General features: G+C 72.2%; 14 protein-coding genes. 8 read left to right on the plus strand and 6 right to left on the minus strand.

Annotated elements, in window-relative coordinates; translation table 11 throughout:
* Positions 1–86 precede the first annotated feature (86 nt).
* From ABZS37_RS15050 to ctaD, 5 genes are all read left to right on the plus strand, one after another.
* Positions 87–1,103, plus strand: coding sequence for a glucosyl-3-phosphoglycerate synthase (locus ABZS37_RS15050; protein ID WP_355169184.1), 1,017 nt, complete (start codon positions 87–89; stop codon positions 1,101–1,103).
* Between the two features lie 79 nt (positions 1,104–1,182).
* A complete protein-coding gene (locus tag ABZS37_RS15055; RefSeq protein ID WP_355169186.1) occupies positions 1,183–2,328 on the plus strand; it encodes a glycosyltransferase in 1,146 nt (381 codons plus the stop codon).
* A gap of 90 nt (positions 2,329–2,418) precedes the next feature.
* Entirely contained in the window at positions 2,419–2,865 is a 447-nt protein-coding gene (locus ABZS37_RS15060) for a DUF4383 domain-containing protein (protein WP_355169370.1), read from the plus strand.
* Positions 2,866–2,975: 110 nt separating this feature from the next.
* Positions 2,976–3,704, plus strand: a complete 729-nt coding sequence (locus ABZS37_RS15065) for an STAS domain-containing protein (protein WP_355169188.1) — start codon at positions 2,976–2,978, stop codon at positions 3,702–3,704.
* A gap of 125 nt (positions 3,705–3,829) precedes the next feature.
* Positions 3,830–5,821: a cytochrome c oxidase subunit I gene (gene ctaD, locus ABZS37_RS15070; protein WP_355169190.1), complete on the plus strand. Its 1,992-nt coding sequence runs from the start codon at positions 3,830–3,832 to the stop codon at positions 5,819–5,821.
* A 238-nt stretch (positions 5,822–6,059) separates the two neighbouring features.
* Here ctaD and ABZS37_RS15075 read toward each other — a convergent pair whose 3' ends face one another.
* Both ABZS37_RS15075 and ABZS37_RS15080 read right to left on the minus strand, forming a co-directional pair.
* Positions 6,060–7,202 carry a SigB/SigF/SigG family RNA polymerase sigma factor gene (locus ABZS37_RS15075; protein ID WP_355169192.1) on the minus strand — a complete coding sequence of 381 codons (1,143 nt, stop codon included), beginning with the start codon at positions 7,200–7,202 and terminating at the stop codon, positions 6,060–6,062.
* Positions 7,203–7,425: 223 nt separating this feature from the next.
* Entirely contained in the window at positions 7,426–8,868 is a 1,443-nt protein-coding gene (locus ABZS37_RS15080) for a hypothetical protein (protein ID WP_355169194.1), read from the minus strand.
* 203 nt (positions 8,869–9,071) lie between these two features.
* Here ABZS37_RS15080 and ABZS37_RS15085 point away from each other — a divergent pair, with 203 nt between their 5' ends.
* Entirely contained in the window at positions 9,072–9,302 is a 231-nt protein-coding gene (locus ABZS37_RS15085) for a CDGSH iron-sulfur domain-containing protein (protein WP_355169196.1), read from the plus strand.
* A gap of 132 nt (positions 9,303–9,434) precedes the next feature.
* On the opposite strand, the gene ABZS37_RS15090 is transcribed toward ABZS37_RS15085, so the two are convergent.
* The 3 genes from ABZS37_RS15090 to ABZS37_RS15100 are packed head-to-tail and all read right to left on the minus strand — an operon-like array spanning position 9,435 to position 13,507.
* Positions 9,435–10,586: an iron-containing redox enzyme family protein gene (locus ABZS37_RS15090; protein WP_355169198.1), complete on the minus strand. Its 1,152-nt coding sequence runs from the start codon at positions 10,584–10,586 to the stop codon at positions 9,435–9,437.
* Positions 10,587–10,635: 49 nt separating this feature from the next.
* On the minus strand, positions 10,636–12,390 hold the full coding sequence (locus tag ABZS37_RS15095) for a thiamine pyrophosphate-binding protein (protein WP_355169200.1): 1,755 nt from the start codon (positions 12,388–12,390) through the stop codon (positions 10,636–10,638).
* Entirely contained in the window at positions 12,383–13,507 is a 1,125-nt protein-coding gene (locus tag ABZS37_RS15100; protein WP_355169202.1) for a Vms1/Ankzf1 family peptidyl-tRNA hydrolase, read from the minus strand. The genes ABZS37_RS15095 and ABZS37_RS15100 overlap by 8 nt, the downstream gene beginning before the upstream one ends.
* A gap of 142 nt (positions 13,508–13,649) precedes the next feature.
* Here ABZS37_RS15100 and ABZS37_RS15105 point away from each other — a divergent pair, with 142 nt between their 5' ends.
* Positions 13,650–14,198, plus strand: a complete 549-nt coding sequence (locus ABZS37_RS15105; RefSeq protein ID WP_355169204.1) for a hypothetical protein — start codon at positions 13,650–13,652, stop codon at positions 14,196–14,198.
* Positions 14,199–14,277: 79 nt separating this feature from the next.
* Here the strand turns inward: ABZS37_RS15105 and ABZS37_RS15110 are convergent, their stop codons facing one another.
* The gene (locus tag ABZS37_RS15110) at positions 14,278–14,619 is read right to left on the minus strand and encodes a DUF3817 domain-containing protein (protein ID WP_355169372.1); all 342 of its coding nucleotides are present in this window, start codon (positions 14,617–14,619) and stop codon (positions 14,278–14,280) included.
* A gap of 131 nt (positions 14,620–14,750) precedes the next feature.
* Between ABZS37_RS15110 and ABZS37_RS15115 the strand changes: the two genes are divergently transcribed.
* Positions 14,751–16,229 carry a glutamate--cysteine ligase gene (locus ABZS37_RS15115; RefSeq protein WP_355169206.1) on the plus strand — a complete coding sequence of 493 codons (1,479 nt, stop codon included), beginning with the start codon at positions 14,751–14,753 and terminating at the stop codon, positions 16,227–16,229.
* The last annotated feature ends 33 nt before the right edge of the window (positions 16,230–16,262 follow it).

Consider the following 16,262-nt stretch of genomic DNA (forward strand, 5'->3'; position numbering starts at 1 on the left):
GCTGATGCCTTGCAAACGGTTAGCGCGTGGTGGCGAATGGGAACAACCACATTTGGTTTTTTCCACGCACGAACGGAGGGGTGCCCGTGCGGGATATGACATCAAGCGTCTCACCGGTGGTGGAGGCGTGGGCCACGTACCGGACGACCTCGGCAGCAGACTGGCCGGCACGCCGGTTGTTGCGTGCCAAGGGTGAGACCCGGGTCAGCGTGGTGCTGCCGGCGCGTAACGAGGAGGCCACCGTCGGCGCGATCGTGTCGACGATCCGGGAGCACCTGATGGATCGGGTCGCGCTGGTCGACGAGCTGATCGTGGTGGATTCACGCTCGACCGACCGCACCGCGCAGGTGGCCCGTGCCGCCGGCGCGGAGGTGGTCAGTCAGGACGCGATGACCCGGGGGCTACCCCGGCTGACCGGCAAGGGCGATGCGCTCTGGGCCGGTCTGGCCGCCGCCGAGGGGGACGTGGTGGCGTTCATCGACGCCGACCTGCGGGAGTTCCGGCCGCACTTCGTGAGCGGGCTGCTCGGCCCGCTGCTGACCGACCCGTCGGTGGACTTCGTGAAGGGCTTCTACCACCGGCCCCTGGTGGGCACCGCCAGCGTGGAGCCTGACGGCGGGGGCCGGGTGACCGAGCTGATGGCCCGACCGCTGCTCAACCTCTTCTGGCCCGAGCTGGCCGGCTTCGTGCAGCCACTCGCCGGCGAGTACGCCGCCCGCCGCGACGTGCTGGCCCAGGTGCCGTTCGTCTCCGGGTACGGGGTGGAGACGGCCATGCTGATCGATCTGCTCGACCTGGTCGGCCTGGACGCGTTGGCGCAGGTCGACCTCGGTGAGCGCAAGCACCGCCACCAGGACACGGCGGCCCTCGGCCGGATGTCCGCGCAGATCATGTTGACCGCCTGGTCCCGGTTGCAGCGGCGCGGCTGGGCGGCCCCCGGGCTGGCACCGGAGGCGTTGCTGACCCAGTTCCGTCGCGGTGGCTCGGACACACTGCCGAACCTCGACCGCGAGATCGTGGTCAGCGACGTGTCCATCGACGAGCGCCCGCCGCTGGCCGAGCTGCGCCACCGGGTGCCCCGCCGACGGGTGGCCGCCGCGTGAGCGTGAGGAGTGAGCCGATCTTGCGAGCCCCGCAGTCGGGAACCGAAGGCGCAGTGAGCGGCAGGAAGGGACGGGCACGATGAGCCTCACCGTGCTGATGAACGCCGGCCCGTGGCTGTCCGTGCCACCGCCCGGCTACGGCGGCATCGAGAACGTGATCGCCACGCTGGTGCCGGAGCTGCGGCGACTCGGCGTACGGGTGGTGCTCGCCTCGGTGGGCAGCAGCACCCTGCCGGTGGACGAGCAGATGTCGGTCTTCGCCGACGGGCAGTTCGCCGCATTGCAGCGGCCGTACAACCAGGTCTGCGGGATCGCCCAGGCGCACCTGGCCGGGGTGGTCCGTGAGCTGCACTCCCGCGACGACATCGACCTGGTGCACGACCACGTGGAGGCGGTCGGGCTGGCCACCCTCGCCGCGATGGGGCCGACCGGCCCGCCGACCCTGCACACCCTGCACTGGGACCTGGCCAAGCACCCCGCGCTCTACGGCAGCCTGGACGGCGGCGACCGGGTCCGGGTCAACGGCGTCTCCGCGTCGCAGTTGGCGCGCGCCCCGCTGGCGTTGCGGGAGCACTCGGTGGGGCACGTGCACCTGTCCACCCCGCTCGCCGTGGACGCCGACCGGCGGCCCCGGCCGGAGAAGGGCGAGCACCTGCTCATCCTGGGCCGGATCAACCCGGGCAAGGGGCAGGACGTGGGTGCTCGACTCGCTCATCGCGTCGGTTTTCCGCTGGTGCTGGCGGGGCCGGTCGGGCCGTACCATCGGCCGGCCGATCTGGCCGAGGCCGGCGACGAGGCCCGGCAGAACCCGGACGTGCGGTTCTTCCTCGACGAGGTGGCGCCGCACGTCGACGGTGACCTGGTCCGCTGGGTCGGCACCGTGGCCGGTCAGGAGCGGGACGACCTGCTCGCCAGCGCCCGTGCGTCGCTGTTCCCGCTGCGTTGGGAGGAGCCGGGCGGCACGGCCGTCGTCGAGTCGCTCGCTCTGGGCACGCCGGTGGTGGCCACCGCCCGGGGCTGCCTGCCGGAGCTGATCGAGCACGGCCGCACCGGGCTGCTCACCACCGACGAGGAGGAGCTGGGCGACCTCGTACTCGCCGCCGAACTGCTCGACCCCGACGAGTGTCGGCGGGTGGCCGCGCAGCGGTTCACGCCCGCGGTGATGGCCCAGCGTTACGTCGAGCTGTACGAGCGGGTCCGGCAGCTGGCCAGCGTGCCGGCCTGACCGCCGGCGGCGGTTTGTCGGCGGCGGCAGCGGGTAGCCGGCAGCGCTCATGCCCGCCGCGCAGCGAGGGAGCCGGTGATGGTCGGATCGATGGCGCACTCCCGGGCCCGACCGAACCCGGCCGACGGCAAGCCGCTGGTACGTCGCGCGGCGGCAACGGTCGGAGTCCTGTTCCTGCTGATCGGCGTGCTCGGCTTCGTGCCGGGGATCACCAGCGGCACGGACGACCTGCGCTTCGCCGGCCACGGCTCGGGCGCGTACCTGTTCGGTGTCTTCCAGGTGTCGGTGCTGCACAACCTGGTGCACCTGGTGTTCGGGGTGGCCGGTCTGCTGCTGGCGCGGACGGTCACCGGGGCCCGGACGTTCCTGATCGGCGGCGGCGCCGTCTACCTGGTGCTCTGGCTCTACGGGCTGGCGGTGGAGCACGACACCGGGGCGAACGTGCTACCGGTCAACGACGCCGACGGCTGGCTGCACCTGGGCCTCGGCGTCGGCATGATCGCGCTGGGTGTCCTGACCGGGCGGTTCCGTCCGTGAGCTGCGGTAGCCGGCCGTGACCTGCCTCGCCCTCGCCGTCGGTCCGGTTTGAGGCGGTAAGGCGGCGGGTAGTTCGAGGATCCCGACCCACCAGCGAATCGAGGGCGCCGATGTCCAGTCGGATCACCTGCGAGGTGCGCACCACGGCACCGGTGGCGGTCGTCCGGCTCGCCGGCGCACTCGACCTGGGCACCATGCGATCGGTGCACGAGTCGCTGAACGACGCGCTCGTCGATCAGCCCGAGGCGCTGGTCGTCGACATGTCCGAGGTGGATGTCAAGGACCGGCTGGCTCTGTCCGTCTTCGCCGCCACCGCCCGTCGGGCCGAGGAGTGGCCGGCCGTGCCGGTGGTGCTCTGCGCCCCGTCGCCGGTCGCCGCGCGTTGGCTGGCCGAGTCGACCACCTGCCGGGTGGTCCCGGTGTCGGCGGACTGCGCGGAGGCGACCCGGGTGGCCAGCGCGAGGTCCGCCCTGCGGATGCGGACCCGGCTGGAGCCGGTGGCCGAGGCCTGTCGGCGTGCCCGGGAGCTGGTCACCGACGCGTGCGCGCGGTGGAATCTGCCCGACGCGGCCGGCCCGGCCGCGCTGGTGCTCAGCGAACTGGTCGGCAACGTGGTCCGGCACGCCGGCACGCCGATGCAGGTGACGGTGACCCTGCGCCGGCCGTACCTGCATCTCGCGGTGGTGGACGGCAGCCGCGCGGAGGCCGAGCCGCGCGGCACGGACCTGAACGCCGAGGGCGGGCGAGGGCTGCTGCTGGTGCGGGAGCTGGCCCAGCGGTGGGGCAGCGTGCCGGCCGGTCAGGGCAAGGCCGTCTGGGCGATGCTGCCGGCGACCTGAGCCTTCGAGCGGCTTGCGCCCGGTACCGGCCATCTGACCGAAATTTCCGCTCTGGCCTGGTTACATGGTGAGAGGGTCGGGTAGGCACGCCCGTCCTTTCTGCCGTCACGACGGGGTGAGCAGCCATGCCGAAGCGGGTAACCACGGAACCCGGTCGTGATCGGGGCCCAGCGATCCTGGCACCGGCCCGCTTCGGGGGCTTCCCCGGGCCACTGCGGACGCCGACCCCCGGCAGCTCCCTGATCAAGTTCCTGGCCACCACCGACCACAAGCAGATCGGCCTGCTGTATCTGCTGACCTCCTTCGGCTTCTTCGTGTTGGCCGGGCTGGAGGCGATGCTGATGCGCGCCGAACTGGCGCGTCCGGGGATGCAGATCCTCTCCCCCGAGCAGTACAACCAGCTCTTCACCTCGCACGGCGCGGTGATGCTGCTGCTGTTCGCGACGCCGGCGGCCTTCGGGTTCGGCAACTTCATCGTGCCGATCCAGATCGGCGCCCCCGACGTGTCGTTTCCCCGGCTCAACGCGCTGGCGTACTGGCTGTACCTGTTCGGCGGGCTCATGGTGGTCGGCGGGTTCCTCACCCCGGAGGGGTCGGCAGACTTCGGCTGGACCGCGTACAGCCCGCTCAGCAGCGCCTCGAACAGCCCTGGTGTGGGCGCCAACATGTGGGTGGTCGGCCTGGTCGTCTCCGGGCTGGGCACCATCCTCGGCGCGGTCAACCTGATCACCACGATCCTGACCCTGCGCGCTCCCGGAATGACCATGTTCCGGATGCCGATCTTCACCTGGAACATGCTGTTCACCAGCGTGCTGGTGATCCTGGTGTTCCCGCTCCTGGCCGCCGCGCTGCTGGCACTGTCGGCCGACCGGCTGCTCAACGCGCACGTCTACGACGCGGCCACCGGCGGCCCGATGCTCTGGCAGCACCTGTTCTGGTTCTTCGGCCATCCCGAGGTCTACATCATCGCGCTGCCGTTCTTCGGCATCGTCACCGAGATCATCCCGGTCTTCTCCCGCAAGCCGCTCTTCGGCTACACCGGGATGGTGCTGGCCACCATCGCGATCACCGTGCTGTCCATGACGGTCTGGGCACACCACATGTTCGCCACCGGCCAGGTGCTGCTGCCGTTCTTCAGCATCGTCAGCTACCTGATCGCGGTCCCCACCGGTGTGAAGTTCTTCAACTGGATCGGCACCATGTGGAAGGGTCAGCTCACCTTCGAGACGCCGATGCTGTTCTCCATCGGGTTCCTGGTCACCTTCCTGCTCGGCGGGCTCACCGGGGTGCTGCTGGCCAGCCCGCCGGCGGACTGGCACACCCACGACACCTACTTCGTCGTGGCGCACTTCCACTACGTGGTCTTCGGCACCGTGGTCTTCGCCCTCTTCGCCGGCTACTACTTCTGGTGGCCGAAGATGACCGGGCGGCTGCTCGACGAGCGGCTGGGCAAGGCGCACTTCTGGACCATGTTCATCGGTTTCCACGGCACCTTCCTGGTGCACCACTGGCTCGGCACCAAGGGCATGCCCCGCCGGTACGCCGACTACCTGCCCACCGACGGCTTCACCACGCTCAACACCATCTCCACGATCTTCTCGTTCATCCTCGGCGCGTCCACCCTGTTCTTCATCTACAACGCCTGGAAGTCCTGGCGGTACGGGGCGATGGTCACAGTGGACGACCCGTGGGGCTTCGGCAACTCGCTGGAGTGGGCCACCACCTGCCCACCGCCGCTGCGCAACTTCGACCGCATGCCCCGGATCCGCTCCGAACGCCCGGCCTTCGACCTGAAGTACGGCCCGCTCGTCGCCGACCTGGGCCGGGACCTGCCGCAGCGCACCACGAAGCCACCGCAGCAGTTCTCCGAGGAGCTACGCGTCGAGCACCACGCACCGGAGTCGCCGGCCGCCGAGGGCGCGCACGGCGCCCGCGAGGCCACCGAGTACCAGCCGGCGCCGCAGTCCGGCGCCCGGCCGGTGGAGGTGCCGGATCCCGAGGGCGTGCGTCGGCCGAGCTTCGAGCAGAGCGACGCACCCCAGGACGCCAATGACGCGCCGAAGCCGCACGAACGTTGGCGCCACCCGCACAGCGACGACAACCCCGAGGAACGCTGACCGGCGTACGCCGAGAGGGCCGACACCCGGTGGGTGTCGGCCCTCATCGTGTCGGTAACCGCGAGCGTGCTGCCCGGCCTGGCGGCTCAGTCCCGGCCTGGCGGTTCAGTCCTGGGCGGGTGGATCAGTCCCGGGCAGGCGGCTCAGTCCCGGCCTGGCGGCTCAGTCCCGGGCAGGCGGCTCAGTCCCGGGCAGGCGGTTCAGTCCCGGGCAGGCGGTTCAGTCCCGGGCAGGCGGTTCAGTCCCGGGCGGGTGCCAGGCCTGCGGCGGTGAGCGAGCGGCGCACCGCGGGCTGCACCCGGGTCAGCCGCAGCGGCACCCCGGTCCGCTCCGCCGCGTCCCGACCGGCCATCAGCGCGGCGATCCCACCGGCGTCGAACCCACCGGCGCCGACCAGGTCGACGACCACCTCGCTGGGCTGGCCGGTGACCGCCTCCAGCATGGCCCGGCGCAGCTGGTCCGCGCCGTCGCGGTCGACCTCGCCGCCGACCTCGACCACCACCCGGTCGCCGTTCTGCTTCACCGAGATCCGGGTCTTGCCCGGGTCGGGTTCGGCGGCACCGTTCTGCCACGGCGGCGGCGCGTCGGCGAGCATCGCCTGACGCAGCCAGGTGAGCGCCCGCGACAGCAGCCGGGACACGTGCATCTGCGAGATGCCGAACCGGGCGGCGATCTCCGCCTGGGTCTGGTTGCCGTAGAAGCGCATCGCCAGGATTCGCCGCTCACGCCAGGGCAATCGGTGCAGCAGACCGCTCACCGTGACCCGGTCGTCGACGGATTCCAGCGCGTTGTCCGACTCGCCGACCAGGTCACCGAACTCCGCGGAGCTCTCGCCACCCACCGGGGCGTTGAGTGAGGCCGGGCTGTAGCCGGCCGCCGACTCCAGTGCGGCGAGGATCTCCTCCTGCGGCGTCTCCAGCCGGGCCGACAACTCGGCCACCGACGGCGCCCGGGACAACTCGCTGGTCAGCGCGGCGGTGGCCTGCCCCACCTCAAGGATCAGGTCACGCAACCGGCGGGGCACGTGGACGCCCCAGGTGCGGTCCCGGAAGTGCCGTTTGATCTCCCCCACGATGGTGATCGCGGCGTACGCGGTGAACGAGCCCCGTTCCGGGTCATACCGGTCGACGGCGTTGACCAGCCCCAACCGGGCCACCTGCTCCAGGTCCTCCAGCGGTTCCCCGCGTCCCCGGTACCGGCGGGCCAGTCGCCCGGCGAACGGCAGCGCGAAGCGCACCAGGTCGTCCCGGGCCTCCCCCCGCCGCTCCGGCGGCAGCCCCGCGATCCGGGCCGCGTACGCCAGTGCCGCCGCGTCGAGATCCTCCAGACCCCGATCGGTGGGTGGTGGTGTGGTCGTGGTCGTGCTCGTCTGTCCGAACATCCGCGCCTCCCTCAGGAAGGTCCCCCGCCCGGATCGGGAAACCGGTCGTGCGCGTGGTCGAGCCACGCACCGGGCCGGAAAAGTGGGTCAGTGACTGGGATGCCAGCGGACGACACCGCCTCTGCGCAGCGCAATCAGGCCGTCGCAGCCAGCGATGTTCCCGCTCCGTAGGTACTCAATCACGGGACCCCGGGTTCGCGAGGAAGTTTCGGCGTGCTCCGCCTCAGGAGACCAGCAACCCCTGGTGGCCGCCGCTGTCGCGGAGCACGGCCAACGCCTCGGCGGCCCCCAGCGGGGGCGGCGCGGGCAGGTCGTACGGCTGGGCACGCAGGACCTCGGTGGCCCGGCGGGTGGGCACGGAGGTGACCGGGTAGCCCCGGGCGGTGGTGCGGTCCAACGCCCGGCGCCGCCGCCCGAACCCGGCCACCGCCAGCCACTGCGGCAGACCCGCCAGGGCGGGCGAGCGCACCCCGGGCGGCTCGGGCAGCACGTCCACCGAGCTGAACGCCTCGCTGCCGGCCAGCCACCACTCGGCCTCGTCGACGCTGCGCCTGGTGGCGTTCTCACACCAGTACGGCACCAGCCCCGCCCGCACCACCTGCCACGGGTCGAGCAGCCGGCCGCACTCCACCACCAACCGGTCACCGGTCTTTCCGGCGCTGCGCAGCCACCGTCGGTAGAGGTCGGCAACGCCCGCGCTCAGCGCCGCCGGCCGAGGCACCAGCACCCGGTGGAGTGGGTGTTCGTGCCGTGTGGACCAGTCGCGCGCGGCCAGCTCGAAGCCCGGGTCGACGCTGTGCTCGGCGTAACCCGACGGCACGGACACCTCCGGCAGCTGCCACCGTGTCGCCTCGCCGCCGACGGAGCGCAGCACCTGCCGCAGCGCGTGGCTGTCGGGGTGGAAGTCGACCGGGTCCAGTCCGCTGGCCGGGGAGCCGACCTGGAAGCTGTACCCCGGCCCGCGCTCCAGGACCGGCCAGGTGCGCGCGTCGGGGACCAGCAGCACCGGTGCACCCGGGACCAGCCGGTCGGCCAGGAACTGCGCGTACGCGGCCGGTAGGGCCCTCCACGAGGCGGCCAGCGACACGGTCGCCCCGGTCAGCGCGCCACGGCTGGCCGGGCAGTGCACCTGGCGCAGGTGCAGGTCGGCGTTGCCGGCGAGCAGCCGGGTGGCGAGTGCCGCGCCGTGCTCCAGGGCGTCCGCCGGGCGGTCCACCGCGCCGTCGGACCAGTGCAGGGTCATCTCGAAGCCGGCCGGCAGCCACGGCACACCGAGCGCGACCGCGAGGTGCGCCGCCGCACCGTGCGGCGAGCCGATCAGCACGCCGGGGTAGCGCTGACGGGGGTACTGGTCGACGAACCAGCGGGCCACCCGTGCGGCGTCCACCTCGTCCACCTGGGCCACGGTGAGCGCGACCCGACCGGCGGCGCGGGTGATCGCGGCGCGGCGTACCGGCTCCGGAGCGCCTGGGAACCGCGACGTCGGCCCGGTGTGCCCGAGGTCGGCGCAGTCCACCCCCCGCAGTGCCCGGGCGGTGGCGGCGACCAGCACCCGGGCGGCGCTGCCCGCGGCCACGACCCGGTCGCCGGCCAGACCGGCGCCATCGGCCACGAGCCCCTTGTGCACCTTGTGCACCGGCCCCACCTTGCCTCGTTCGCTCACCACGCGGCCCGGCTTCCCGTCCCGATGGGGTTCAAACGGAACATCACCCACCCGGCGGCACATTCCACTGGTCAGCGGGGTGCGCCGGTCATCACCGGCGTTCGGCGACGATGCGCCGCGGGCGGCGGGAGCGGGTCGGCCGAGGGCGATCGGCCCGGGATGGAGCCTCGGGTTTCGCCGGGGCCAGGGCGGGCACTTCCGGGCCCATGCGCACCGACGACACCAGCGAGCCCGCCGCCGCCACGATCACCCCGTACGAGGACGGACCGTTGTTGGTTCGCGGCGACTTCGCCCTGGTCACCCCCGGTGGGGAGCGCATCGACGCGCGCCGGGGCACGGTGGCGCTGTGCCGGTGCGGCAAGTCGGCGCTCAAGCCGTTCTGCGACGGCACCCACAAGGCGGTCAACTTCCGTGCCGGCACCGCCCGCGAGGGCTGACCGTCGGCAGCAGCCGCCTGGCCGTTCGCCGGTGGTGATCGACTCCAGATCAGCGATGTGGCGGTATCCGGCCAGCGGGATAGCCCCACATCCCCGAACTGGAGTCGATCATGGCCGCGGAGGGCTGATCCGTCAGGCGACGGCAGGCTCGACCGGCGACGCCCCAGCGGCGGACGCCCGCGACGCCACGACTGCGGACGCCCGCGCGGTGAGCGAGACGGTCGGCGGCACGGTGGGCGGGGCAGGCGACAGGGCGGCCGACGGCGCGGGTGACCGCAGCGAACTGCGACCGGCGGCCCACCTGTCCAGCAGGTGCGCGGCGAACAGCCGGTCCACCGCGAGCCCGGCCGCAGCGCCGAACAGCACGTCGGAGGCGAGCGCCGGTTCGACGCGGACCAGGCCGCCGCACATGTCGTGGGCGGCGATCTGCTCGTGCACCGCGTCGGCCTCCACGTGCTCGTCGTAGAAGCGGGTCGCCACCTCGTCGAAGCCGAGCCGGCGCAGCCCGTTGCCGTAGCGACGGTTCGGCAGCGATGAGGTCATCTCGAACGCGGCCAGGTGCCCGAGCAGCGCGCCACGCAGCCGTCGATGCAGCCCGAACAGCGACATCAGGTTGTTGGTCGCCAGCGTCACCGCGGGCACCGCGTCCAGGTGGGCGGCGTACGTGGTGTCCAGGCCCAGCCTGTCGAGGGTGCACCGGAACAGCTCGGCGTGCATCCGGTCCAGCCGACCGTTGCCGTACTCATCGGTCTGGATCTCCACGAGCGCGGCCTTGGCCGGGCCACCGAGGCGGGGCAGCGCCCAGCTGTGCGGGTCCGCCTCGCGCAGGTGATACACGGAGCGGTGGGTGACGAACTCGCGGAACTGGCTGAGGTTGGCGCGCCGCTGCAACGTCGCGGCCAGCGGCGGTCCGTTGTCGGCCGCGACCAGCTCGGTCAGGCCGGCGGCCACCCCGGCGGCGGGCACCGGTGGCGAGCCGACCAGCCGGCGCAACGCCGCCTCGAAGGACCGTTCGGCGTGGGCTCGCAGCGCGAGCAGCGTCGGCTGCCACTCCCACGACTCGTCCACCCCGTGCCAGCCCCGGTAGTGCAGCTCGTAGCAGAGGAACAGGGTCAGCTGGAGGTCCTCGTCGGTGATCGGGTCCGCCGGGTCGAGGTCGGCGCCGAGACCGGTCGGCAGGTCGTGCGGCGGGCGCCGCAGAGCCTCGACCACCGCTGCGGAGAGCGGGCCGCGCGGCCGCGGAAGGGTCGCGGGACCGTAGCGGCGGTCAGCGGGCTCGGACATGGGACCTCCAGCGTCGTCGGGCCGCTACTGATGCCCTGGCCGAGGGCGGCTAAACGACGTCTTCGGCGTTCACGGTGGCCTCCACCTGCTCCCGGACCCTCCGTGCGGGGGCACCGTCGGCGTACAGGCCCCGCAGGTCGGCGAACGCCGGCTCCGGCGGCGCCAGCGACACCGCGGCGTCGACAACGGCCTCCAGTACGCAGGGACGGTCCGCGGCCAACGCCTCGTCCCAGGCCGCGCCGACCAGCTCGGGGCGGTCCACCCGCACGCCGTGCAGCCCGAGCAGCCGGGCCCAGCCGGCGTACGGCACGTCGGGTCGGCGGTGGGTCGGGTCGGTCGACGGCTCCCGCCCGCTACCCATGCCGTTCTGGTCCCGGTTGTTAAGCACCAGCACCACCAGGCGAGGGTCACGCCACTTCTGCCAGTGGTGCGACACGGTGATCAACTCGGCGAGCCCGTTGAGCTGCATCGCTCCGTCACCGACCAACGCGATCACCGGTTGGTCGGGGGCGGCGAGCTTGGCCGCCACCGCGTACGGCAGAGCGCAGCCCATCGAGCCGAGGGTGCCGCACAGCTGCGCGTTCACCCCGGGTGGCAGAACGAGGTGCCGGGCGTACCAGTAGAGGACCGAGCCGACGTCGACCGCGACCGCGCCGGTGCCCGGCATCCGGGCGGACAGCTCCTGGAGTACGAGCTGTGGGTTGACCGGGTCGGCGGGCGCGGCGGCCCGGTCGGCGGCAACCTCCCGCCACCGGTCGACCGAGCTCTCCACGGTGGCGCGCCACCGCTGCTCGGGCCGACCGCTCACCCGGGTCAGCAGCGCCCGCAGCGTCTCGGCGGCGTCACCGACCAGCGGCACGTCGGCCGGGTAGCGGGTGCCGATCCGCCGGCCGTCGATGTCGATCTGCACGGTGCGGGCCTGCTCGGGCATCGGGAAGTAGTCGGTCCACGGGTCGTTGGTGCCGACCATGAGCAACGTGTCGCAGCCGCCCATCAGCTCGGCCGCGGCCGTTGTGCCAACCTCGCCGAGCACCCCGGTGTGGAACGGCAGCCGCTCGTCGAGCACCGGCTTGCCCAGCAGTGAGGTGGCCACCCCCGCGCCGAGCCGGTCGGCCATCTCGATGATCTCGGCGGCAGCGTCCCGACCGCCCTGGCCCACCAGGATCGCGGTGCGCTGACCGGCGCTGAGCAGTTGGGCGGCGGCGTCGAGGTCCACGTCGTGGGGCAGCACGCGGGCCAGCGGCTCACCCGGGCTCGCCGAGATCACCCCGGCGAGGTGCGTCTGCAGGTCGGGCACCACGGCCTCCTGCAACTGCCGGGGCAGCACGACACAGGTCGGGCTTCGGGTCGCCGCCGCCGTACGGAACGCCTGGTCCAGCAGCGCCGCCACGCCCTCGGGGCTGCGGCCGTACTGGACGAACTGGTTGCACACGTCGCCGAAGAGCCGGCTCAGCCCGATCTCCTGGTGCGCGCCGCCCAGCGGTCCGGAGATGTCCTCCCCGACGATCGCCACCACCGGCTTGCTGTCCAGCTTGGCGTCGTAGAGGCCGTTGAGCAGCTGGACGGCGCTGGGCCCCTGGGTGGCCAGGCAGACGCCGATGCCGCCGGTGTACTTGGCGTGCCCGGTGGCCATGAACGAAGCGGTCTCCTCGTGCCGGGCCGGGATGAACGCCGGCTCGCCGCCGGTGCGGTCCAACGCCTCGACCAGCGGGGCGATCGCCTCGCCCGGGTAGCCGAAGGCGCGGGGCACCCGCCAGGCCAGGAGGCGCTGCACCACGAGGTCGGCCACGCGCTGCTCAGCCATTGCCGCGCCCCGGTGTGCCGGGGTCGACGTAGCGCAGCACCGCGCCGACGCCGTCGGCGAGTTCGGGTGCCTCATCCGGGCCCAGCACGGTCAGCGCCGCGTCGGTGCCGACCAGTGCCCGGACCAGTGCCGCGTCGGCGCGGACCCGCTGCGGGTCGGCCACCGACATCGCGGCCAGCTGCCCCGGGTCGACGGCGATCGCGGTGGGCTCCGGGCCGATCCACAGCTCACCGTTGGCGGACGGATCGTCCACGATGATCATCGTGTCCACCTGGTTGCGTTGCAGGGCGGAGACGACCGCGTCGAGACCACCGCCCACGTCCTCCTGCACGCCGAACCTGTCCAACGCGGCGGCGATCCGCTGGTCGGCGACCTCCGCGATGGTCTGCACGGTGAGATCGTCCAGCAGCGTCTGGTCGGCGCCGGCGGCCCGCGAGCCCGCGTCGGTACGCACCATGACGTCCTGCCAGCGTTCGGGCATCTGGGCGGCGATCATCCCGGTGGCCCGCACGTCGCCGGCGACCACCACCACCTCCGCGCCGACCTTCTCGGCCAGCTCCACGGTCGCCGCGGTGACGTCACCGGCGTTGTGGTGCCATGCCTCCATGGCGGCCTTCTGGTAGATGTCCTGGGACCAGCCGCCGGGCTGCACCCGGCGCACCGGAAAGGTCGACCCGCCGACGACGTGCGCCTTCCGGGGAACCCCGCCGGCACTGATCGCGATCGCGTCCGCGCCGGTACGGTCGGCCAGCACCCGCACCCAGGCCACCTGTTCGCCCCGCTGGGCGAGCAGCGGCATCACGTGTGGCAACGGCGCATAACTGGCCAGGTCGCTCAGTGGTGGCGCGGACAGGTACTCGGAGAGCACCACCCGGCCGTGACTGGCGAAGACCGCCAGGCCGTAGTCCCCGACCATCGGGTCGTGCCCACGGATCACCCGGTCCAGCGCGGCGACGCTCGCCTCGTCCGCTCCCTGTTCGGTGAGCCGACGCTGCAAGGCTCGCCAGCGCAGGTCCAGCGCGGCATGGGCATCCTCCGTGTCCGCGGAGGCGTCCAGATACACCGAGCACCACGGCCCGGGACGGTCATAGAGCGGGCGCAGGAAGGACAGCTGCATGCTCGACCCCTTTCCAGCTCGGCCCCCCGCTTACCCGGGTCGCCCGGGATGTCACCTCGCAGGCGTGAGCCCGTGACCAGGTTTCATTCACGTCGTTCAACCGAGGACGTCGATACGATCTGTGAACACATGCGGACTCTCGGTGGTGGGAATGGACAGCGGACTCGAAATCCGACGGATCGTGCACCCGACGGAACGGATCGTCACGGGGCGGCTGATCCGCCTGTTGGACGGCTACACCCGCGAGGTACGCATCGGTCAGCCGGTGCTGGTGGCGGTGCTCGCCGCAGCGGCGATCGCCCGGCTACCCGCCCTGCTGCTGCGCTCGCTCTTCTCCTTCGGCGGGGGCGGCACCCGCCGACGCTGGAAGCAGCTGAAGCAGGGCCCGGAGTACCTGGTCACGCCCGTGCGACTGCGCAACACCGCCGGGCAGCTCTGCGAGGTGGAGCTGCACGGTCACCTGCCGCAGAGCGCCCTGCACCCGGCGGACCAGGTACAGCTCACCCTGCGCCCGCAACGCGACCCGGAGTTGCCGCCCCGGATCGAGCGGATCGTCAACCTCACCACCGGGCAGCTGCTCACCCCGCGTACCGCGACGCTCTGGTCGCATCTCGGGCCGCCACTGCTGTTGCAGGCCATGGTGGGCGCGCTGCTGCTCGCCGGCGTCGTGGCCTGCTCCGCGCTGACGTGAGCTGACCGGTCGGCGGCTCAGCCGACCGGGACAGGCTCGCGGGCCCGTCGGCGACTCAGCCGACCGGGCCGGTCGGCGGTCAGCCGACCGGGGCGGGCTCGCGGGTCGTCGGCCGGGCGGCGGTGTCGAGCATCCCCCGGCGGCGGGCCCAGCGCTCAAAGGCCAGGGTGGCGAACGGCGGCACGGCACAGGCCAGCGCCACGACGGTGGCCGGCAGGCTCCATCGGTGCAGGCGGGCCACCGCGAGCACCAGCAGGCCGTACGCGACGAACAGGCCGCCGTGGATCGGGCCGAAGATCTTGACACCCAGCTCGTTGCCCGGCGGACCGTACTTGACCAGCATGCCGACCAGCAGGGCCAGCCAGGAGCAGGCCTCGGCGATCGCCGCCGCGACGAACAGTCGGGTCACCTTCTCGCGCATCCGCACGCCACCACCTCTCGGGCCGCAATGCTATCGGGGCGGGCTGAGTGGGTAGGAAAGGGCTATCGGGTCTTCCCCGCCTGCCGATCACGTGCGAGGTTAGGGGGACCAGCGGTGACAGGGTGGTGACCATGGGCGAGGACGTCGGCGTACGAACCTTCAGTCGAGAGGATCGGGCCCGCTATCGCGACAAGGTCCGTCGCTGCCTGGATGTCTTCGCCGAGATGCTGCGGGAGTCCCGTTTCGACGTCGACCGGCCGCTGACCGGCCTGGAGATCGAGCTGAACCTGGTCGACGAGGCGTCGAATCCGGCGATGCGCAACGCCGACGTGTTGGCGGCCATCTCCGACCCGAGCTTCCAGACCGAGTTGGGCCAGTTCAACGTCGAGATCAACGTGCCGCCGCGCCGGCTGACCGGCACCGGCACCGCCGACTTCGAGGAGTACGTGCGCGCCAGCCTCAACGCCGCCGAGGTGAAGGCCCGGGCGATCGGCGCGCACATGGTCATGATCGGGATTCTGCCGACGCTGCGCCCCGAGCACCTGACCGCCGAGACGCTCTCGGCCAACCCCCGTTACAAGCTGCTCAACGAGCAGATCTTCGCGGCCCGTGGTGAGGACCTGCCGATCGCCATCAGCGGCGTGGAACGGTTGGCGGTCACCGCCGACACGATCACCCCGGAGGCCGCCTGCACCAGCACCCAGTTCCACCTGCAGGTCAGCCCGGCGCAGTTCGCCGACTACTGGAACGCCGCCCAGGCCGTCGCCGGCGTCCAGGTAGCGGTCGGCGCGAACTCGCCGCTGTTCTTCGGCCGGGAGCTGTGGCGCGAGACCCGCATCCCGCTGTTCCAGCAGGCCACCGACACCCGATCGGAAGAGATCAAAGCCCAAGGGGTACGCCCCAGAGTCTGGTTCGGCGAACGCTGGATCACCAACGTGTTCGACCTGTTCGAGGAGAACGTGCGCTACTTCCCGGCGCTGCTGCCGGTCTGTGATCCGGAGGACCCGACGCAGGCCCTCGCAGCCGGAGAGGTGCCCAAACTCGCCGAGCTACGCCTGCACAACGGCACCGTCTACCGGTGGAACCGCCCGGTGTACGACGTGTCGCGCGGCCGGCCGCACCTGCGGGTGGAAAACCGGGTGCTGCCCGCCGGCCCTACCGTGCTGGACACCGTCGCCAACGGTGCCTTCTACTTCGGACTGGTCCGCGCCCTCGCCGAATCGGACCGGCCGCTGTGGTCACAGATGTCATTCAGCGCCGCCGAGGAGAACTTCACCAGCTGCGCGCGGCACGGCATCGACGCGCAGGTCTTCTGGCCGGGCCTCGGCTATCTGCCGGTCACCGAGCTGGTGCTGCGCCGACTGCTGCCGCTGGCGCATCACGGCCTGGACCGGTGGGGGCTCGACCCGGGCGAACGCGACCGGCTGCTCGGCATCATCGAGCAGCGCTGCCTGACCAGCCGCAACGGCGCGAGCTGGCAGGTGGAGACGCTGCATCGGCTGGAGTCCGCCGACCACCTGGACCGGCCGGAGGCGTTGCGCGAGGTGGTCCGCCACTACGTGGACCTGATGCACAGCAACCGGCCGGTGCACGAGTGGCCAATCCCCTGAGCAGGCTTCACTCCCCCCGCCGGTCCCAGGGCG

The sequence above is a fragment of the Micromonospora sp. NPDC005413 genome, assembly GCF_040606435.1.
GTDB lineage: Bacteria > Actinomycetota > Actinomycetes > Mycobacteriales > Micromonosporaceae > Micromonospora.